Source organism: Flammeovirga pacifica, from assembly GCF_000807855.2.
Taxonomy (GTDB): domain Bacteria; phylum Bacteroidota; class Bacteroidia; order Cytophagales; family Flammeovirgaceae; genus Flammeovirga; species Flammeovirga pacifica.
The window spans coordinates 2,088,079-2,109,263 of sequence record NZ_JRYR02000001.1 but is presented as its reverse complement, the minus strand read 5'-3'; the positions used below and the strand labels follow the sequence as shown (position 1 = coordinate 2,109,263).

The following is a 21,185-nucleotide window of genomic DNA, read 5'->3' as shown; positions in this document are numbered from 1 at the left end:
TCTTCTTTTCTTGACATAATTGTTGTGTTTGATTATGTCGTAAAATTAATGCGTGGGATTATAGGATGATAGATGGAGTTGCCCGACTGCTTACGAAACATCTACTTGGAAGCCCATTTGGAAAGGATACCCTTCGATAGTACCTAAGAATTCTTTTACCTTAGAACCAGCAGGTACCATTACCCACATTTGATCAACCAACCAACGGAAGTACATTTCAGATTCGAATTTTGCAGTTTCGAATGGGTCAGATCTTAGGTTAGTAACTGTAGGCCATGCTGTGCTCTGACGAACTGCAGTACGGAAGTTACCTTCTAATTGAGTAAATGATATTTTTAAATCATCCATACGAATGGCATCAAATTTACCGTTTTGAGCAAAGTAGTAGATTTCGTGACGAGGACCTTCTTCTACTTTACCTTCAAAGAAAGGTTTGAAGTTATAACCATCGAAGTGAACTCTCCATTCCTTTCCATTCGCTTCAAATCCTTTTTTACCATCAGCAACAATGTCGTTGTAACCAGCTGCGGCAGCTAAAGTAGGTAACCAGTCTTCATGAGACATGATTTCATTATATTCTGTACCTGGCTTGATAACTCCTGGCCATCTAACTACCTGCGGTACTCTCATACCACCTTCATAAGTAGTTCCTTTTTCACCATGGAATGGAGATGTACCACCGTCAGGCCATGTAAATTTCTCAGCACCATTATCCGTAGAGTAAACTACAATTGTATTATCATCTACGCCTAATTCTTCTAATAAGTCAAGAAGAGTTCCTACTTGCTTATCATGTTCAGCCATACCGTCAGGGTATAAACCGTAGCCAGTAACACCTTTTGATTCAGGCTTTAAACGAGTGTGCAAGTGCATTCTTGATGAGTTGAACCAAACAAAGAAAGGTTCGTCTTTTTCAACGGCATTAGAAATAAATTCAGTAGTAGCATCTAAGAATTCATCATCCACAGTTTCCATACGTTTTTTAGTCAAAGGACCCGTATCAGAAATTCTACCATCAGCATAAGTGTGAAGCACACCTCTTGGTCCCCATTTTTTTCTGAATTCAGGATCTTTTGGATAAGAATCCGATTCTGGTTCTTCTTCTGCATTCAAATGGTAAAGATTACCAAAGAATTCGTCGAAACCATGGTTAGTAGGAAGGTGTTTGTCTTGGTCTCCTAAGTGGTTTTTACCAAATTGACCAGTTGTGTAGCCTTTTTCTTTAAGCACATCTCCGATAGTTGGAGCCCAATCTGGAATACCATGATCAGAACCCGGCATACCAATAGTTAATAATCCGGTTCTAAATGGATGTTCCCCTGTGGCAAATGCAGACCTACCAGCTGTACAAGATTGTTGTGCATAATGATCTGTGAAAATAGCACCTTCATTAGCGATTCTATCAATGTTTGGAGTTCTATATCCCATCATACCTCTGTTGTAAGCAGAAATATTCCAGAATCCGATATCGTCTCCCCAAATTACAAGAATGTTAGGTTTTTTATTGCTTTTTTTCTTTTGTGCCAGTCCTACAAAAGAAATAGTAAGTGTAAGTAAAAGTAAAGTGATCTTTTTCATTTTAACCTCTATATGTAAACATTTCGTTTCATCAGAATTTCTGATTCATAGATTAAAAAACGATAGATTGTACCACTTGATATTACTTTTGTGTTCAGAACTTTTACCAAGATGTTCAAAATATAAAAGGTCATTTGATGTTTGTATCAAATGACCTTTTATAATGTAAAATGGATTGAATTATTGAGCTATAATATATTTATTGATGTAAGGGTATTTATCTTTTTCTAAACCTAGTAGTAAGATAGATAGCACTTCAGTCAATACAGCTAAAAAGAATAAACTACCATTATCTCCATTGACCTCAATACCTAGAATTGTTAGGTGCATTAAAATGGCTCCACCAATAATACCTAAAGTCAATAAATTACCTATCCAAGAAGTTCTAGGGATTAGAATTAGGATACTTGCAATCAATTCTAAGGTACCAATACCAATTCTACCAAAAGGTTCCATACCCACTTGTGTGAAAATATACACACTATCAGGATGAGCAGTAAATTTAAATCTTAAGGTCTGAACGAGAATAATAGCGATAGTAATTTTTAATATTAATACTAATATTTTTTTATACTTTTCCATAGTGTCGATAATTTTGGGTTATTATTATTAAGACAAATATCCGAAAAGAAGAGTTTATCAAGTGTGAAGAAGATCACAAAGAGTAGTTTTTTTACAATTAATTTAAAACGGTCCACCAATCACATAGAACATCATTTCTACCCATTTCTATTACTTTACCAATTTGTGCAGAAAATGTTGTTAATCCTTTTTGGCGGGCTTCATGTGTAAATCGTTCAATAGGATCTTTCCAAGGGTGAAGTGCGAGCGTAAATCCACCCCAATGTACAGCAAACGCTTTATTTACTTTTGCATCTAAAGCAGCTTGGACACTTTCTTCAGGAAACATATGTATTTGATGCCAATTTTCATTGTATTGCCCGTTTTCCATAAATCCCCAATCAAAAGGACCTAATTTGTCCCCGATTTCTTTAAAGTGTTTTCCATAACCACCGTCACCACTCCAATAGATATTATGATCTTTTGTTTTTAATACAAATCCACCCCAAAGAGATTTAGCTCTATCAGATAAACCTCTCCCAGAAAAATGTCTTGAAGGAGTATATGTAATATCGATTCCTTCTAAAGAAACTTGATCCCACCAATCTACTTCAGTTATATCGTTTTCATCAATTTCCCATGAAGTAAGGTGGCGTTTAATACCTAAACCTACGACATATTTTTTCACTTTAGAACGCAGACGTTGAATACTTTCTAGGTCCAAATGATCGTAATGATCATGTGTTTGAAGTAGGATATCGATTTCAGGTAGCTGCTTTATTATATCAAGACTATTTTCGCTATATCTTTTTGTAGTGATAGGTCCTATTGGAGAAGCATCACCTCCCAGCATGGGATCTATAAGTATATTTTTTCCATTTAATTGTAGAAGAAGTGCAGAATGACCATACCATATACATTTTGGTTGAAGTGGATTTTGATGGTAATCATCTTCATTAAATGGTAAGATTCCTATATTTTTTTGGGGTGCTCGAGCAGCTCGATTAGTCAATTGCTTTTTGAGTAATCCGGGTAAAGTTTTGATAGTAATAGACATACTTGTCTCTTCTATGTTCTCAAATTTACCGTCTTTCCATTGGACTGACGTTTTTAATTTATCCTCTTCTTCAGAAGAAACCATACCCCCAAATTGAGGACTCAAATAGTGTAAATATTTCATTTTATAATGGGTAATTAAAATTAACTAATCTTTCAGCTTCTTTCCAAAGAGATTGAGCTAATGACTTATCATGAGCATATTTTGTAGCTTTGACTTTCTTTGCTGAATGTCCTCTAAGTTCTAATAAACTGTCGGGTCCAGTGTAATCTCCTCCTTCAATATCTTCACCCAAAGCAGCATATATAGTAGGAATTGCACCCATTTCAGCTGAGTTTAAAAAAGGAGTACCAATTTTCATGACTACGTTGTTGATAATAGCAGGAGCGTATCTTCCTAAATTGGTTAAAGATGCACCCGGATGAGCCACAACAGAAGAGGTAGTCGATTGCTTTTTTCTTAAACGTCTATTTAATTCAAAGGCAAACATCACACAAGCTAATTTACTTTGACAATAGGCCCTAAAATTATGATATTCTTTTTCAGCATTAAGGTTGTTAAATTCAATTTTTCCTTGACGATGTGCTAAACTTCCCAAAGAAACCACTCTACTATTATCTGTTTTTTCGAGTAGTGGTAATAACAATCCTGTCAACAAAAAGTGAGAAAGAAAGTTTACTCCAAACTGACTTTCAAACCCTTCTTCCGTTCTTTGTAATGGAGGTATCATTAAACCTGCATTATTGATAAGTAAATCTAACCTATTGTATTTTTCTTGAAAAGCGATAGTAAAATCTTTTACAGAAGCTAAACTGTTCAGATCAATTAGAATAATATCAACATGAGCTTTTGGATATTGATTTAATAGTTCTTTTTGAGCTACTTCAGCTTTAAGCTGATTTCGACAAGCTAAGATTACTTTGATATTTTTCTGAATTAAAAAACGAACAGTTTCTAATCCTAAACCAATATTTGCTCCTGTAACAATAGCAACACGTTCATTTTGTTCAGGTAGATTGTTTATGCTTGATTTGTTCATCTTACTTAATCGATTCAATATTTGATGTTGAGATTATTTAATACTTAAATATAAGAGTGATGAAACAAATTAAGTATAAAAAAGGTGTTGCCAAAGAGTAATAACTTAATCTTATAAACTAATCATTAAACTACTTTACAAAGAATTTATTACTTGATACTGCTATGTTATTAGAAAAGACAGGAATATTATCATTTGATAAAGCGTTTTAGCAATTTAATAACCACTAGTTTTTCAAATCAATTTTTGTGTGGTTTTATAATGTTATATCAAAAGAAGAAGGCATAAAATTATAGACGAAAAAACGGAATGATTAATTACAAATCATAAATGAAAAATAATTTAAGGATCAACGGTATGGAATAAATGTTAATGAGTTTAATGAATCCATGATATTATTAGTAAAAATGTAATAATGTGCTTTTTACGCTTAAATAAAATATTTTTTTCCTCTGATTTTAATCATTTTTTTAAAAGAAATATAGCTCTAGTTTGCGTGTGCAAAATTTAAAAAAATATACAAATTCTTAAAACGTAGTTTATTAATATGAAAACTATCGATTCTTATAATTTCGCAGGTAAGAAAGCGGTTGTACGTGTTGACTTGAACGTACCTTTAAACCCAGATTTTTCAGTTCGTGATTTCACTCGTATCAATGCAGTTATTGCGACAGTTAAGAAAATCGTTGCTGACGGTGGTTCTGCTATCTTGATGTCTCACATGGGACGTCCAAAAGATGGTTTTGAGGACAAGTTCTCTTTAAAGCACGTTGTTGCTCCTTTATCTGAAAAATTAGGTCTTGAAGTTAAATTCGGTGGTGATCCAATCGGTGCTGAAGCAGATGAAATGGCTGCTAACTTACAAGCTGGTGAGGTAATGTTATTGGATAACTTACGTTTCTACAAAGAAGAAAAGAAAGGAGACGAAGAATTTGCTAAGAAATTAGCTTCTCGTGGTGATGTTTGGGTTATGGACGCATTCGGTACTGCACATAGAGCTCACGCTTCTACAGCAGTTATCGCTAAGTTCATGGACGAAAAAGTATCAGGTTATGTAATGGGTCGTGAAGTTGAAAACGCGAAGAAAATTACTGAAAGCCCTGCTCGTCCATTCACAGCAATCATGGGTGGTGCTAAGGTTTCTGATAAAATCTTATTAATTGAGCGTATCATGGATGTTGCTGATAATATTATTATCGGTGGTGGTATGGCTTATACATTCTTCAAAGCACAAGGTGGTACTATTGGTAACTCTTTATGTGAAGAAGAAAAATTAGATTTGGCTTTAGAATTAATCGAAAAAGCAAAAGCAAAAGGTGTAAACCTTGTATTGCCAGTAGATTCAGTTTGTGGTGATAAATTCGGTGAAGATGCCGCTGTTGCTACTAACGATTCTAACGCAATTGCTGACGGTTACATGGGTCTTGATATTGGACCAAAAGCAGCTGATGAATTCTCAAAAATCATCAAAGAATCTAAATCAATCCTTTGGAACGGACCAATGGGTGTTTCTGAATGGGAAAACTTTGCTAACGGTACTACTACTGTTGCAACTGCAGTGGCTGAAGCAACTGAAGCGGGTGCATTCTCATTAATCGGTGGTGGTGACTCTGCTGCTGCTGTTAATACTTTAGGTTTCGGCGATAGAGTATCATACATCTCAACAGGTGGTGGTGCAATGTTGGAACTAATGGAAGGTAAAGTACTTCCAGGTATCGCAGCTTTAGAAGACTAAGACTAGTTGATATATATAAAATCCCTGTTTAGTTTACTAAACAGGGATTTTTTTATGAACAAGTAATTTTTACAGCAGATAAAATAGGTATCTCTAATCGTTCGTTTTCGATGACTTTAAAACCATGTCTTAAATAAAAACTTAACGGCGATTCATACTTCTGACCATCTAATTTAAAATACCTGTCATGATCAATCACCCATCCATTTAAAGGCCTGAAACGTTCTTTAGCCAATTGGATTAAAGTACTTCCAATATGTTGTTTTTTTAAATCATTATTCACTAAAACAGCAAACCAAGTTTCATGTTCTCTTTCAAAACAAAAGAACCAACCCACTACTTTATTTTGTACATCTTTTACGAGAATATGATGTTTATTTTGTAATGGCATGAAATAATCTGCTAATCCACTCAAATCTTGATAAGCCAATTGCATAGGATAAACACTATTCCACAGATGAAATAGTTCATTCATTTCAAATTGGTTGATCGATTCTTTATGGTAAAAGGTTAAATTATTTTCCTCCTTCAGCAACATTTCTTTTTTCTAATTTTTTATGAAGGTTCGGTATTGCCATCAGAGCAGCAGAACCGTACCATTCTTTTAATTCCATTGTTAAACTTCCTGCTCTTATGGCAGGGTCTGTATTTGTTAGTGCTTCAGCTTCTTGTATGCTTTCCACATTAAATATATAAATACCTCTTATTTCTCCGTCTCCAAAGAAAGGACCTGCTAATACAAGCTTTCCTTCTTCAGCCATTTTATTGATATTATTTAAATGAGCCGTTTGTAAAGCATTAGCTTCATCATTTGTAAGTTCTCTGTTAGGGCCTCTTTTTAAAAAAGCCATTACATACTTTTTCATTCCATAATCATCAGATTTATACTCATTTACCAAATTTTCATCATATTCAGAGGATGTTTTTTGTTGACAAGAAAATATAAAAAAGCAAGTGATAATAATTGAAAAGTATTTCATCAGTAAGTTAGAATAAAAGTCATTAAGACTAGGTGAAATAAGAGAGTAATTGATGACAAATTTAGTTATTAGTTCTTTATAAAACATTATTTTAACATAACCCAAAAAAATTAAACAAGAAGCCATATCAGTATAACAACATGAACAATTATTATCGGTCATATTAATCATTCATTTTTTAAGCTTTGTAAAATAAGGAGACCTTTAAAAAGCAGTTTCGTAATATTGGATTTTTATCATATAGAAACTTAGTTGTAATTATTTTAATAATAATAAATGAGCACTTTTTAAAAGTTTAAGAATAGAGAAAAGGTTAACAAAAGGGGGATATACATTACATGATGTGATTTCTTTTATTAAAAATGGAAATTTACTGACTAATTTATTTATATTGGTTTCGTTACATAAAACAACTAATTTCTATTGTTACTACTACAATCTATTACTTGAACTATTTCACGAAATGCCAATACTAAAAATCTTAATAGTAGATGACCATATTCTTTTCTCAACTGGTATAGAACAATTTTTAGAAAAAAAAATGAACGCTTCTGCTGTGATTGTCAACAATCCGTTGGAAGCCTTGAAATTAAGACTAGATGAATTTGATATTATTTTAGTCGATATGGATATGCCAGAAATGAAAGGGTATGAATTTATAAACAAAGCCCGACTTTCTTATGAAGAACAGAAATATCTAATTGTTTCAATGCACAGGAAACAATCTTTACTCAAAAAAGCAATTAATTCTAAAGTCAATGGATACATCTTAAAAGATGATCATCCTGATAGCTTTATTGAAGCAATTGAAACAATTTTAAAAGGGGAATCTTATTTTTCAGAAGGACTTGAACATCTTTTAATGTTAGAAAAATCTAAAGATATTTTACTCTCGCCAAGAGAGGAAGAAGTATTAAGGTTACAAGCTTCTGGTAAAAGTATGTCAGAAATATCTGAAGATCTTTTTATAAGTTTAGAAACTGTAAAAACACATGTAAGGAATATTAAGGCTAAACTTGAATTAGATAATAAAGCAGATGTAATTAAATATGCTATCGATAATTTACTCGTTTAAATTACATCTATATATAATTGTGTGATAATAATTTCTTCAAATCACAAAATGAAGGAAAAACTACTTTTACTCTTTTTAGGATTTTTGTATTCGAGTCTTATTTATGCTGAATCAAAGGTGTATAATGTTACCTCAAATCCTAAAAGAACAAACTGTACTCGTTACGTAGAGAATTATACAGATCAACTCCCATTTTTTATAGATGGAGGTCCGCATTTTCTAGATTCTTGGAAAGAAACATCTTTGGATGGTCTTTCTGATGGTCCCTATGAGAATACGCATTGGTACCGCTTACGCTTATATAGCGATATACAACAAAGTAAAATCCTATTCTTTAATTATATTCTCGTTCCAAGAATGAGGATTTGGGTAAAGAATGAAAATGATGTAATTAAAGAATATGAATTAGGATCTAATTCCTCTTATTATCAAGATTCTGATCAGCCTTTAATTAGAGGATATGATTTGAAATTAGATTTTAAAGCAGGGGAAGAGATCGAAATTTTCTTTTTCAAAAATGGTTACGGTTGGCCAACTCATACAGATTTATTTCTTTGTGATGAACCAACGTTTTTAAAAGAAAATTATGAGGACAATAAAAACCTGATTATTCTGAGAGTATTAGTCCTGACTATGTTAACAATGGGATTAATCGTTGCCCTGTTAAGTAAAGAAAAAGTATTCTTATTTTATGCTTTATCCTTTTATAGTGGAGCCTTGTTTGCAGAAACGGAGCTAGGATCTTTTGTGAAATACTTCGATTCCCAGTGGATTAATTTCAGTTATTACTTAAGGCATTTTGCCAACTTGTTTTACATCATATCATTAATTTATTTTTATAAATACCTATTAAATGATGTGAGAAATGGCTTTAATAAACTAATCAAATGGTTTACACCTTTATGGATTGCATACACATTTATCACACTTATATTATTCCTTATCACAAAAAATGAAGAGGTAATTGCAGGTATTTTTATCTCTGTTGTACTTTTATCTTGGGTAAGCTTTGGATGGTGTTTTTATTTATTATTCCAGTCATTTAAAAGTAAAAGTATCTATGGGAAAATAGCATTTGGGGTCTTTCTTACAAGATTAATAGTGATTGCCATTTTTGTATCTCTTCCTAATTTAGGAATTATTGAAAGGGCAACATTTACAGATTATCTCTATTACTTATTTATTGCCTACGAATCTATTCTCTATTTTATTATGCTTTTTATTAAGGTAATCAACATTTATAATGATAGGTTACGATTGTTATTTAAACAAAAGCAATTAGAGAATGACTATTCTAAAGCAGTGCTTAAAGGCCAAGAATTTGAGAGAAATCGTATTGGAAGAGAATTACATGATCATGTAGGAGGGAATTTAGCTTTAGTGAATAAATCAGATCACTTAGGAGAGCCAGAAGTTAAAAAAATAATTACCTCAACAATTAAAACAGTACGTGAGATGAGTCATGGTTTGATTACTCCAACATTTAATGATGTGATCAATTTTGAAGACTCTATCTACGATTTATCAGAAAAGTATAATTCTAAAGAGGTAACAGTATTTATTAAATTTATTCAATGGCCAGATTCAAAAAATGTGGAAACCTTAAACCATTGTTATAGAATCATCCAAGAAATGTTGCATAATGCACAAAAACACAGTCAGGCTAAATCAGTACACATTCAATTTTTTGGAAATGAGAATAGCACAGGACGTATTATTTATGAAGACAATGGTGTTGGCTTTGATGTAAAACATCAAAAAGGGGGAGTTGGAATAACAAACATAAATTATAGAGTAAATGCCATTGGTGGAGAAGTATTTATTGAATCATCTCAATTAGGAACAGTGATAAGAATAGAAAAAATAAACTTATAGATTTTTTTATCATTAAAGTTTATCTTCTATCTCTAAAATTGATTTTCCTGATTCTATCTCTTTCTAAATCTTCTTCCATTTCTAATTGAGGGAATTCATGTTCGATAACTTCAATTTGATGTTCTAATTCTGAGGTGATATTATGAAATAGCTCTTTTTCTGTTCCATCCACGAAATGAATAGCAACACCACTCTTTCCAGCTCTTGCTGTTCTCCCAATTCTATGAATAAAAGTCTCTTGGTGTTTTGATACCTCATAATTTAATAACAACTCTAAGTCATCAATATCAATACCTCTAGCGGCAACATCTGTTGCAATGAGTATGGATATATTTCCCTCTTTAAAATCTAATAATGCTTTACTTCTCACACTCTGAGGTTTTCCCCCATGCCAACCCATACAGTTATAATGTTCTTTCTTTAAAGTCTTTTCTAAAAAGTTCACTCCCTTTTTAGTGTTACAAAATATAATTAATTGTTTATCCTTTACAGAAGGTAAAAAATGCAATAACAGTCTTTTTTTATTACGCTGATCAACAAAATATACTTGTTGTTGAAGCGTATTTTCTTTTTCCTCTTTCGTAATAATTACTTTTTGATATTCATTGAAGAAACCCTTTAGAAAAGTATTTATATCAGTGGTTATGGTTGCACTGAAGAAATACATTCTTATTGCTTGAGGAAGCTTTTTTAAGATGATCTCCAATTCTTGTCTAAAACCCATGTCAAACATCTTGTCACCTTCATCAAAAATTACATGTGCAATGTTATTAGGTTTGATATGCCCTCCTTCGAGGAAATCTAAAGTTCTACCAACAGTACCCACAATAACTGAGGGGTTGTTTTTTAATAACCTTAATTGCTTACCGGGATGAATACCTCCAATGATACTCAAAACATTAAAATTATATAATGAGCAAAAATGTTGAAAAACATCTACTACTTGAAGAGCTAATTCTCTTGTAGGAACTAAGACAAGTAGTTGAGTACCTTCTGTACTTGTTGATATTTTTTTTAATAAAGGGAGAACATATGCTAAAGTTTTTCCAGTTCCAGTTGGAGCGATACTAACAAGGTTATTAGTCTGACCATCTATCAATGGAATAATTTCAGTTTGAATAGGGGTAGGTGTAGAAATGTCTAATTGATGTAAAGCTTCAATCAAGTTAGCGTCTATTAAATCGTTAAAAGTTTTTTTTGATGGGAACATTTGAACAAAATAAGATTTAGATTGTTTTTTTATTAGAATTAATTAGAACTATTAAATGACTTTCCAAATGTATACAATCTATTGGGAATTTATTTTTTATCTTCAATTAAATATTAACCCATTTATCAATCAACCTCCACAAAAAACTTAAAGTAAAGAAAAAAGCTGTCGAAATATTCAACAGCCTTTCTATTATGATGTGTGACTACTTATACAAATTTGAAGGCAAGGTATATTTATACCTTGCGACATAATTCTTGTTGAATACTGTTTCTAAAAAGGGATTTCTATTTTCAAAGGTTTTTGAAAACTGTTGTACGTCATTTATTAATCGATTAAGTTAGTACAAATCAGACCCATCTGAATTGATTCAGCAAGAGAGTTAAATTAATGTCGATACGTAAAAGCTTGATTTTTAATAAAAGCTTTGATACTATAAAGTAACATGTAAAAGATTTTAGTTCAATTTCAATTACGTGCGAAAACTTCTCAAAGAATATTTTCACGACAATAAGTTACACAAATCTATGATTTTTTTTCAAACAAACACAAAAGTTTTTTTAGGTCTTCTTCAACTATCTCATTAATTGATACCATATTCATCATTTATACTATGTCTTTTCTGCATAATTTTTTAAAATGTCATCTGATTTTAAAAAACGATCACTGACATAAAGGTCGTCAAAGTGTCATTTCGTCATAAAATCTTTAATTGGAATACAATTTGAAAAGTTGGCATCAAGTAAAGGCATATTTTTTTAGACATGCTTTAATTAATTGAACATTAACTAAAAATTATAAACATAATGGCGGCAAAAGGTTCTATTTCAGTAAATACTGAAAATATCTTTCCAATCATCAAGAAGTTCTTATACTCAGACCACGACATCTTTTTACGTGAGTTGGTAGCGAACGCTGTAGATGCGACTCAAAAGCTACAGAAGTTAGCGTCAATGGGTGAGTTCGACAAAGAGATTGGTGACGTTACTATCCAAGTTGAAGTTGATAAAGAAAATAAAACTATCTCGATTACAGACCGTGGTATCGGTATGTCAGAAGAAGAGGTAGAAAAATATATCAACCAAGTAGCATTTTCTGGAGCAACAGAATTTGTAGAGAAATTTAAAGATATTGATACATCTACAATTATCGGTAAATTCGGTCTAGGTTTCTATTCTGCATTTATGGTAGCTGATAATGTTGAAGTAATCACTAAGTCTTACAAAGATGAGCCTGCAGTAAAATGGAAGTGTGATGGTTCTACAGAATATGAAATTTCTGAATCTGATAAAGCAGAAAGAGGTACAACTATTATCCTTCATGTAAATGAAGATTCTGAAGAGTTTGTAGACGAGTTCAGATTACGTACTATCTTAAACCGTTACTCTAAATACATGCCTATTCCTATTCAAGTAGGAGAGGACAAGAGAACAGAAAAAGAAGGTGAAGGTGATGATGCTAAAGACATTGAAATTGTTGAGCCACATATCATCAATAAATCTGAGCCACTTTGGGCAAAAGATCCTAAAACATTAAAAGACGAGGATTACTTAAACTTCTACAAAGAGTTATATCCAATGTCTGAAGAGCCAATGTTCTGGATTCACTTGAACGTTGACTTCCCATTCGAATTAACAGGTATTCTTTACTTCCCTAAAGTAAAAGAAGACGTTACTCCTCATAAAGATAAAATTCAATTGTACTCACGTCAGGTATTTATTACTGATAACGTTGAGGAAATCATGCCTGAATTCTTAAGATTAATGCATGGTGTAATTGATTCTCCAGATATTCCATTAAACGTTTCTCGTTCGTACCTACAATCTGATGCTAACGTAAAGAAAATTTCTTCTTACGTTACTCGTAAAGTAGCTGATAAATTAAACAGCTTGTACAAGAACGATCGTGAAAACTTTGAGAAGAAGTGGGAAAGCATCGGTCTTTTCGTGAAATACGGAATGATGACTGACGATAAGTTCTACGATAAAGCGAAAAAATTCTGTCTTTTAGAATCTTTAGATGGTAAATTATATACTTTCGAAGAGTACAAAGAACATGTTAAAGCTAGTCAAGTAGATAAGAACAATAAATCTGTATTCTTATATGCTTCGGATCAAGGTACTCAAGATACTTACATCCAAGCGGCACAAAAGAAAGGGTACGATGTATTAAAGATGGATACTCTGATTGATAATCACTTTATCAGTAATACAGAACATAAGTTCGAAGATATTACAATGAAGAGAATTGATTCTGATACTGTCAATAACTTGATCGAAACTGATGAGAAGAACGAATCAGTGCTTACAGAAGATGAAACAAAACAATTGGTAGACATCTTCAAACGTGCGTTAGGTAATGATAAACTTGAGCCTAAAGTAGAAGCAATGACTGCAGACGAACTTCCTGTTATGATTACTAAACCTGAGTTTATGCGTCGTATGGAAGAAATGGCAGCTATGCAAGGTGGCATGGGTGGCATGTTCGGCGGCATGGGTGGTGGTGATACAATCACTATCAATGGTAACTCAGAGTTTGTTGCAAGAATCTTAAAAGAAGAGAAAGAAGAAGAACAAAACAAATTAGTGAATCATGCATATGATTTGGCTAAGTTAACTCAAGGAAACTTGAAAGGTGGTGATCTTACTTCATTTATCAATAGATCTTTAGAGTTGATCTAATTTATACAATAGACCGAATAAGGCTCGAATGTATATAAAAAATATAAGAAGGCTGATAATTTATTTTATCAGCCTTTTTACATAACGGGAAATAATTACTAATAGAAAGGAAATGATTATTTCTGTTTTTATTTTTTTTGTCTGATATTTGTTATACCAATAATTGTAAATTTATTAATAACCTATTGACCTTAATTTATACGAATTAAGATTTTACTTTATCATTATGAAAAAGCTATTCACTTGGTCATTACTACTGATCACCTATTTTATTTTAAGTAGTTATACATCACCTAAAGGGGACAAAGATAAATTATATGTTTTCGAAAATTTAAGTGGTAAGAAAGTTGACCTTAAAGATTTTGAAGGAAAATTAGTTTATATAGATGTATGGGCATCTTGGTGTGGACCTTGTTTAAGAGAAATACCATCATTAAAAGAAATTGAAGAAGAATATAAAGATAAAGACATTGTTTTTGTCAGTGTATCTGTAGATCAAAGCAAGGACGCATGGAAAGGGATGGTAAAGAAAAAAGAGCTTCACGGTAATCAATTACATTTAGCTAATAATTTTTCTTTTACAGAGAAATTCCAAATCTCTTCAATTCCTAGATTCATCTTATTAGATAAGAAAGGGAATGTAATAGAAGATAATGCTCCACGTCCTTCGGAAGCATCATTAAAGACACTTCTACAAGAGAATGGAATATAAATATTGTGGGAAGTAGATGCTTAGAATAGGTATTCCTAGCTTCCTAATAGTAAAGCCCATGATGAAAGTCGTGGGCTTTTTTAAAAAGATGATTTTTTTAGTTTAAAACCAAAACATACTATGGTTATTCAAAAGCAAATTCGATTACGATCTTACCCAAGAGGTTATCATATTATTACTGATCATATATTAGATCAGATTCCTGAAATAAAAGGGAAATCAGGGATACTACAAGTATTTATTCAACATACATCAGCATCCTTAACAATAAATGAAAATGCTGATCCAGAAGTACGAGAAGACTTTGAAAGTCATTTTAATAGATTACACCCAGAAAATGCTCCTTATTATAAACATACTTATGAAGGACCAGATGATATGCCTGCTCATTTAAAAGCATCTACCTTAGGTTCTTCAGTAAGTTTTCCGATAAACCATGGCCGTCCATTATTAGGAACTTGGCAAGGGATTTATTTAGGAGAACACCGAGATAGAGCTTCCGGCCGAAGTTTAGTAATTACGTTTATAGGTGAATAATTATTTGCGATGATGGTGTCCTTGGTTTTTGTAGGCTTTTCTTTCTTTGTGTGGGAGTTGACCATATGTTCCAATTACTGCAGTTTCAGCACCTGAAAGTATGGTGTGAATAACATAATGCACAACAGATTTATAAGGAACTCTTTCAAAATACAGAGGAGCGTGTCTAGCATGTTTACCAGGTAGATTTTTATTATAAGCTAAACTATTTGCAGCAAAACCAGTAAGCGACTCTACAAAATTGGTTTTATTGTCGTTCTTTCCAATCAGTTTAAGTTTTAAGTCTTTGTAGTAAAAATCTAAATTACCGCGGCCAATTTTATCATTCATTTTTATATCAAAGTTAATATCAACTACCTCTCCTTTCTGAAACAACACACCCATATTAGGATGTGTAAATTTATTGAGGTGATACATTGAGAAAGCCGGTATTTTACCATGACCAGTAAGAAAATGTGAGGCTTGATCACTTGTATTTAAATCCAAAGAAATATGGGTGTTTCTTTTACTAAAAAGTTTACATTTTAGATCTAAATGGATATTTTTCTTTAAATCTGTATTAATATTATTAATCAATAAATTGATATCCTTTATACTGATTGTTCCAGGTTGCTTGGCATTTTTACTTTTCTCTTTATAAGTTAAAGTAGAATGGTTCAGGGCAAATTTGTCTAATTTGATAGAGTAGTCAATAGTTTGTAATAATCGGTGTGGTAATTTCTTAAATACGGTAGTGTCTTCTTCATAATTTTTATCTCTGTAGATTAAGATCTCAGCTCCATCTAAAGTTAATTCATCTAGATTAATCACATTATGTTTAAATAGACTATTGGCATCAAAACCGTTCCCTAACATAGAATCTAATGAGATGCTCATCATATCCGTCTGTTTACCTACTCTTTTAAAGAATACTTCAGGTGATGATTGAGGTCTTAGATTAAATTTATGAATACTAAAAGAGTTATCTTCATCGGATACCCACAGACTGTCGAATTCATATTCATAGAGCTTTCCATATGCTTTCATAAAAGTAGGACCAACATTGTAAGCTATTTTTTCAATATCAATAATGTCTTCTTCTTTTCTTTCGTCTAAGTGAAAATTGATACCACTGAGTTGAATGTTTTGAGTAGTATGAAATATATGTTGATGCTGATTGTCAGGCATCACAAGGTATCCGTTAAAAGTAACATCAATAATATTAATACCTGATATGCCAATTTTATTTAAACGTTTACCAAGTACTTCAAATTTTGGAATAGGAGAATGATGTTCATCTTGCTCATTTTTATCTTCTTCTTTCTTTTCTTTCCAAAAATACTGAAGGTTAGGTTTTATCATCGAAAACTCTTTGACTTGGATATTTCCTAATAATAGACCTGAGTATAGATGACTAAATTCTATGACAATAGTATCAATTGATGCATTCACCCAATTATCATTTTCAGATTCAGCATTAGGAAGGATTGTAATTCCAGTAGCATCCAATTTACTTTCTGACCAGTAAATATTAAAATGTTGAAAATTAACAAAATACCCTTCTCCTTTTTTACCAATAGCTACCTCTTTAATTGCATCTATAGCAAAACGTTCTAACTGAGTATTGGCATATTGAAAACCGAAATAAAGTAAAACAGGTACTATCAGAATAAGAGATAGTTTTAAATATTTTTTGTTATTAGAGGCCATTGATGATGATAAAAGAGTATATATAATTAGAGAGTACCTTCTAATGAATAGACGATACTCTCTATAAATATAATAGTTATATTGATGGATTAAAATATATGTATTACAACAACTAATGATATTACTGAAATAATGCTCCATAAAGCTAAACCTTGAAAAATTGGTCTTGGTCCAACTTTTTTGATGCTAGTCACATCAAGAGTACAACCCACAGCGAATAAAGCTAAGGCTAAACCTTTGTGAGCAATGAAATTAAATACTCCAGCAAATTCATTCACTGCAGGAACAAAAGTATTTAAGATCACAGCAGCAATAAATCCGAAGATAAATAAAGGCATTGTTTTTAATTTTACTTTTCCTGAAGAAGTTATTGCCGCTATTAAACTAATAGGAACAATCCATAAAGCTCTAGTTAATTTTACAGTAGTAGCAACTTTTAATGCTTCTTCTCCAAAAGCTTGGCCAGCGCCAATTACAGCACTTGTATCATGAATGGCTAAAGCTGCCCACCAGCCAAATTGAGTTTGAGTTAAATCGAAAATATGACCAACAATAGGGAAAACAACCAATGCTACAGCATTTAATATAAACACAGTCCCCATCGCTACAGAGATTTGTTTTTCATTTGCTTTTAAAGCAGGAGCCATTGCTGCTATTGCACTACCACCACAAATGGCAGTACCAGAAGCAATTAATCTATAAATTGTTTTATCAAGGCCTAATTTCTTACCGATTATAGCTCCACAAGTTAATGTTAAGGCTATTGAAGTAAATGTAATTAATGATCCTTCAGAACCAGTTTGAATAGCTTCTTTAGCATTCAATCCAAATCCTAAAAATACTACAGACCATTTTAATAATTTTGAACTAATATTTTTGTTAAGCTCTTCGTTTGGAATTTTAAAAATTAAAGCGAAAATGATTCCAGAGAATAAAGCAAAAACGCTATTGGTGAAAGGAAGTAATGTAATGATTATTAAGGCAGTATAAATAACTTTGTTGATATAGGGATGTTGGTTTAACGTAGTGATTATCTTTTTCATAACTTTATACTTTTGTTGTTTTTTCTACATTACAAAAGTCAATATTTTTTGAATGAAAAAGAATCAATAAAACGAATGGGTTATAACTTTTTGTTATAATGAAGAAGGGCGTAATCCATAAAACGAGCTCCAATCCCTATTGATCCTCCTTCCTTTATAACAAAATGTAAATCTCTGTTAATTTCAAGGTCATCAATATCTATAATCTGTAATTGATCTCTATTGAGCTCGTCTAGTACAGAATAAATTGATAGAATAGCATAGTTATTAGAAGAACTTACATACCTTTTGATACTCTCTGTAGTATCGAGGTACATGACTGTAGTTAAAGAAGACTCTTTAATATTTTTCTGATGAAGTGCGTTTTCAATAATTTTTCTAGTACCACTTCCTTGTTCCCTCATCACCAAAGGCTTTTTTAAGAGTTGATCAATATTTATAGTCGTACTTTTAAGATTATTTTTAGCAGAACAAACTAGAACAAGTTCATCATTTAAAAAAGGAATATATTTTAAACCTCCTCGATGTGGGTCTCCTTCAATCATTCCAATATCGATCACATCTTCTAATAACCAATTTTCAATAGCTTCGGTGTTACCACTACGTATTTCAATTTTTACATCTTTTACTTTTTGTTGGAAAGTAGCAATGACCGATGGAATAATATATTGTGCAATTGTGGTAGAAGCACCTATCCTAATAGTACCACCAATATTTTCTTTAATAGAATCAATATCAAAATGTAGTTGGCGTTCTAAGCTGAATATCTTATCGCAATATTGTTTTAAAATCTCACCAGCAGGGGTAAGGTGTATGAGCATTCCTTTTCGTTCTAATAAAGGAATCCCATATTCTTCTTCTAAAGCTCTTACATGCTTAGTAACGGCAGGCTGAGAGATATTAAGGGCTTCAGCAGCTTTTGTAAAACTATGTCTTTGAATTACTTCTGAAAAAACGTGTAGGCGAAAATGAGATTTCATGAATTGATTTTGATCTAAAAAAGATGTAAATTGTTAAAGCTAAAAAAAATGATTATAAAAAGCACAAAGAATAAATATACTAAAATTGATTTTATTATTGTTTAGTATAAATTATCCTATCATTTAGCCGTAACGATCAACAAAATAATCAATAAATTTTATCTTGTTGTAAATGAACAAATAGCACGTAGCTTACATTTTACATTGTCCAAATTACTATCATATGTCACTATCATTCCAAAACCCCAAAAAGACTGTCTTTATTTATGACAGCACAAGACAAAGTCAAATAGTATTACTAGCTGAAGTTAAGACAAAGACGAAAGTAGATACAATTATCGTAAACAACTCTAACTTAACTGTAAGACTTTTAGACCATCTTTTCGAAAGATTGCAATCAGGAGCAGCATCTATGCTGATTAACGAAAACTCACCTTGGTACAGATGTTTTAGTCAAGACATTCATGAGATGAGTGAAACAGTATTAAAACATACTCTAACAGCTTACCCTTCTTTATTAAAAACACCAATAGTTATTCATGAAGAGGAGGTATTAATTGATCCTACTATAGAACATATTTTTGATGTTTATGAGGATATGTATGTTTAAAATTGTATCTATGGAGAAATTTTAAAGCTCCTATGAAGGTACCATTTTTAACTTTAGAACCACTCCAAAACAGTATTCGCTCGGAAGCGTTTGATACGTTTACTAAAATATATAATGAATCAAATTATATATTAGGTAATGAGTTAAAAGCTTTCGAGCTTTCTTATGCGCAATATAATGCTACAAAATATTGTGTTGGGGTTGGTAATGGTTTTGATGCTCTAAAAATTGCATTAATGGCTTTAGATATAAAAGAAGGAGATGAAGTAATTCTTCCATCTAATTCTTTTTATGCCAGTGTTTTAGCCGTTTTATCTTTAAATGCTACACCCGTTTTTGTTGATGTTTCTTTGGAAGATGGATTGATTAACCCTTTATTAATTGAAGAAAATATTTCGGATAAAACAAAAGCAATATTAGTGGTAAACTTGTATGGTTTTGTGGTCAATATGGATCAAATTTTAAAGCTGGTGAGCAAACATCAACTTTATTTGATAGAAGATAATGCTCAAGCTCAAGGGGCGGAATGGAAGCAAAAAAAAGCGGGTAGTTTTGGCCATATTAGTGCAACAAGTTTTTATCCTGGTAAAAATCTAGGAGCACTAGGAGACGCAGGTGCAATAAACATGAATAATAAAGAACTTTATGATAAATGTATTGCACTGAGAAATTACGGTTCAAAAACTAAATATGTACACGATTCCACAGGTGTTAATTCTAGATTAGATGAATTACAAGCTGGTTTTCTAAACGTGAAGCTTAAATACCTGGATAAGTGGAATATAGAAAGAAGATTTAAGGTTGATTTATACATCAAATATTTAAAAAATGTACGGGGAATTGTTCTTTTTAAACCTAAAGATGTATGCTTGCCCGTATATCATGTATTCACTATCCAAACAGAGAAGAGAGATGAATTACAATCTTATTTAAAGAACAAAGGTATAGGAACTCAAATTCATTATCCAATTCCTATGCATCTTCAAGAAGGGTTAAGTCATCTAAATTATAAAAAAGGCGATTTTCCCATTGCTGAAAAAATCGCCTCTACTACATTAAGTTTACCGTTATTTATTGGAATAACAGAAAAACAAATCGAATATGTATGTCATCAAATCAAATTATTTTTTGATTTAGCATGATTTATATCTACCTCTGAACCGTGAATTAAAAACGTTTACCGAAGGTTAGTCCTAAGCTCCAAGAGTCATAAACATCTTCTTTAATATCATATTGAAGTGTAGGTGCGATTTCCCATTCCCCTGGAAGTTCAAATTCTTTTTCGAGAAGCACTTTTCCTACCATTAAGTTTTTATTCTTTTCTAATTCTATACCAGGACCAATACCAATATTCCATCCTTCTATTGGTGAATAAAACAAAACAACAGCTCCAACATACGCAAACTCTCTTTCTAGGACCTCTGTTTCTTTTGCTTCTTCGCCATGATGTAGTTCTTGGTTACCTTCTACTTCTACAACATACTGTGCCATTTCCAAATCATTAACTAATCCAATAGAGAACTTATTATTTAGTCTATAAGTATAATCAAAACCTATTGTAGGAACGATTAAAACATCATGATTAATAGCTTGTGGGATAGCTGTATATCCCATGTAGAAAGCAATTTTACTTTTTCCTTTTTCTTCTTTATGGTGTTCTAATGAAGTATTATTTGATGAATAATGTTGAGCATATGATGGAAGTTGAACTAGAATCAATAAGCTAATTAAAATTGAAGTGAAATATCTTTTTTTCATAATTGGTTTTTTTATCGTTCGATACAAACATACCTATATAATCGATTAATTTTAAGATATTTTAG

General features: G+C 31.9%; 19 protein-coding genes. 8 read left to right on the top strand and 11 right to left on the bottom strand.

Annotated features, from left to right (window positions below; genetic code table 11):
- Nucleotides 1–90: 90 nt before the first annotated feature.
- From NH26_RS08475 to NH26_RS08460, 4 genes are all read right to left on the bottom strand, one after another.
- Complete coding sequence (locus tag NH26_RS08475) at nucleotides 91–1,578, bottom strand: arylsulfatase (protein WP_044224777.1); 1,488 nt, start codon at nucleotides 1,576–1,578, stop codon at nucleotides 91–93.
- Nucleotides 1,579–1,758: 180 nt separating this feature from the next.
- Nucleotides 1,759–2,160 (bottom strand): DoxX family protein, encoded by a 402-nt coding sequence (locus NH26_RS08470; protein WP_044224781.1) that lies wholly within the window; start codon nucleotides 2,158–2,160, stop codon nucleotides 1,759–1,761.
- Between the two features lie 97 nt (nucleotides 2,161–2,257).
- Nucleotides 2,258–3,319, bottom strand: coding sequence for an MBL fold metallo-hydrolase (locus tag NH26_RS08465; RefSeq protein ID WP_044224784.1), 1,062 nt, complete (start codon nucleotides 3,317–3,319; stop codon nucleotides 2,258–2,260).
- Nucleotide 3,320: 1 nt separating this feature from the next.
- Nucleotides 3,321–4,235 (bottom strand): oxidoreductase, encoded by a 915-nt coding sequence (locus NH26_RS08460; protein WP_044224787.1) that lies wholly within the window; start codon nucleotides 4,233–4,235, stop codon nucleotides 3,321–3,323.
- A 547-nt stretch (nucleotides 4,236–4,782) separates the two neighbouring features.
- On the opposite strand from NH26_RS08460, the gene NH26_RS08455 reads away from it, so the two are divergent.
- Nucleotides 4,783–5,970, top strand: a complete 1,188-nt coding sequence (locus NH26_RS08455; RefSeq protein ID WP_044224789.1) for a phosphoglycerate kinase — start codon at nucleotides 4,783–4,785, stop codon at nucleotides 5,968–5,970.
- A gap of 52 nt (nucleotides 5,971–6,022) precedes the next feature.
- Here the strand turns inward: NH26_RS08455 and NH26_RS08450 are convergent, their stop codons facing one another.
- Complete coding sequence (locus NH26_RS08450; protein WP_158021904.1) at nucleotides 6,023–6,445, bottom strand: GNAT family N-acetyltransferase; 423 nt, start codon at nucleotides 6,443–6,445, stop codon at nucleotides 6,023–6,025.
- Between the two features lie 40 nt (nucleotides 6,446–6,485).
- Entirely contained in the window at nucleotides 6,486–6,950 is a 465-nt protein-coding gene (locus tag NH26_RS08445; protein ID WP_044225116.1) for a YciI family protein, read from the bottom strand.
- 463 nt (nucleotides 6,951–7,413) lie between these two features.
- Between NH26_RS08445 and NH26_RS08440 the strand changes: the two genes are divergently transcribed.
- Entirely contained in the window at nucleotides 7,414–8,025 is a 612-nt protein-coding gene (locus NH26_RS08440) for a response regulator transcription factor (RefSeq protein ID WP_044224796.1), read from the top strand.
- Nucleotides 8,026–8,073: 48 nt separating this feature from the next.
- Nucleotides 8,074–9,900: a sensor histidine kinase gene (locus NH26_RS08435; protein WP_044224799.1), complete on the top strand. Its 1,827-nt coding sequence runs from the start codon at nucleotides 8,074–8,076 to the stop codon at nucleotides 9,898–9,900.
- Nucleotides 9,901–9,919: 19 nt separating this feature from the next.
- On the opposite strand, the gene NH26_RS08430 is transcribed toward NH26_RS08435, so the two are convergent.
- Nucleotides 9,920–11,110 carry a DEAD/DEAH box helicase gene (locus NH26_RS08430; RefSeq protein WP_044224803.1) on the bottom strand — a complete coding sequence of 397 codons (1,191 nt, stop codon included), beginning with the start codon at nucleotides 11,108–11,110 and terminating at the stop codon, nucleotides 9,920–9,922.
- An 806-nt stretch (nucleotides 11,111–11,916) separates the two neighbouring features.
- Between NH26_RS08430 and htpG the strand changes: the two genes are divergently transcribed.
- The 3 genes from htpG to NH26_RS08415 all read left to right on the top strand — a co-directional run bounded on the left by htpG (nucleotide 11,917) and on the right by NH26_RS08415 (nucleotide 15,040).
- The gene (gene htpG, locus NH26_RS08425) at nucleotides 11,917–13,791 is read left to right on the top strand and encodes a molecular chaperone HtpG (RefSeq protein ID WP_044224807.1); all 1,875 of its coding nucleotides are present in this window, start codon (nucleotides 11,917–11,919) and stop codon (nucleotides 13,789–13,791) included.
- Nucleotides 13,792–14,017: 226 nt separating this feature from the next.
- Complete coding sequence (locus NH26_RS08420) at nucleotides 14,018–14,503, top strand: TlpA family protein disulfide reductase (RefSeq protein ID WP_052432074.1); 486 nt, start codon at nucleotides 14,018–14,020, stop codon at nucleotides 14,501–14,503.
- A gap of 120 nt (nucleotides 14,504–14,623) precedes the next feature.
- A complete protein-coding gene (locus NH26_RS08415) occupies nucleotides 14,624–15,040 on the top strand; it encodes a secondary thiamine-phosphate synthase enzyme YjbQ (protein ID WP_044224810.1) in 417 nt (138 codons plus the stop codon).
- Here NH26_RS08415 and NH26_RS08410 read toward each other — a convergent pair whose 3' ends face one another.
- The 3 genes from NH26_RS08410 to NH26_RS08400 all read right to left on the bottom strand — a co-directional run bounded on the left by NH26_RS08410 (nucleotide 15,041) and on the right by NH26_RS08400 (nucleotide 18,752).
- Complete coding sequence (locus NH26_RS08410) at nucleotides 15,041–16,729, bottom strand: hypothetical protein (RefSeq protein WP_044224812.1); 1,689 nt, start codon at nucleotides 16,727–16,729, stop codon at nucleotides 15,041–15,043.
- An 89-nt stretch (nucleotides 16,730–16,818) separates the two neighbouring features.
- Nucleotides 16,819–17,772: a YeiH family protein gene (locus NH26_RS08405; protein WP_044224815.1), complete on the bottom strand. Its 954-nt coding sequence runs from the start codon at nucleotides 17,770–17,772 to the stop codon at nucleotides 16,819–16,821.
- An 80-nt stretch (nucleotides 17,773–17,852) separates the two neighbouring features.
- Nucleotides 17,853–18,752 (bottom strand): LysR family transcriptional regulator, encoded by a 900-nt coding sequence (locus NH26_RS08400; RefSeq protein ID WP_044224818.1) that lies wholly within the window; start codon nucleotides 18,750–18,752, stop codon nucleotides 17,853–17,855.
- Between the two features lie 223 nt (nucleotides 18,753–18,975).
- Between NH26_RS08400 and NH26_RS08395 the strand changes: the two genes are divergently transcribed.
- Together NH26_RS08395 and NH26_RS08390 are read left to right on the top strand one after the other, a co-directional pair.
- A complete protein-coding gene (locus NH26_RS08395; RefSeq protein ID WP_044224820.1) occupies nucleotides 18,976–19,362 on the top strand; it encodes an arsenate reductase family protein in 387 nt (128 codons plus the stop codon).
- 32 nt (nucleotides 19,363–19,394) lie between these two features.
- Nucleotides 19,395–20,504 carry a DegT/DnrJ/EryC1/StrS family aminotransferase gene (locus NH26_RS08390; RefSeq protein ID WP_044225122.1) on the top strand — a complete coding sequence of 370 codons (1,110 nt, stop codon included), beginning with the start codon at nucleotides 19,395–19,397 and terminating at the stop codon, nucleotides 20,502–20,504.
- 25 nt (nucleotides 20,505–20,529) lie between these two features.
- Here NH26_RS08390 and NH26_RS08385 read toward each other — a convergent pair whose 3' ends face one another.
- Nucleotides 20,530–21,120 (bottom strand): hypothetical protein, encoded by a 591-nt coding sequence (locus NH26_RS08385; protein ID WP_044224824.1) that lies wholly within the window; start codon nucleotides 21,118–21,120, stop codon nucleotides 20,530–20,532.
- Nucleotides 21,121–21,185: the final 65 nt, after the last annotated feature.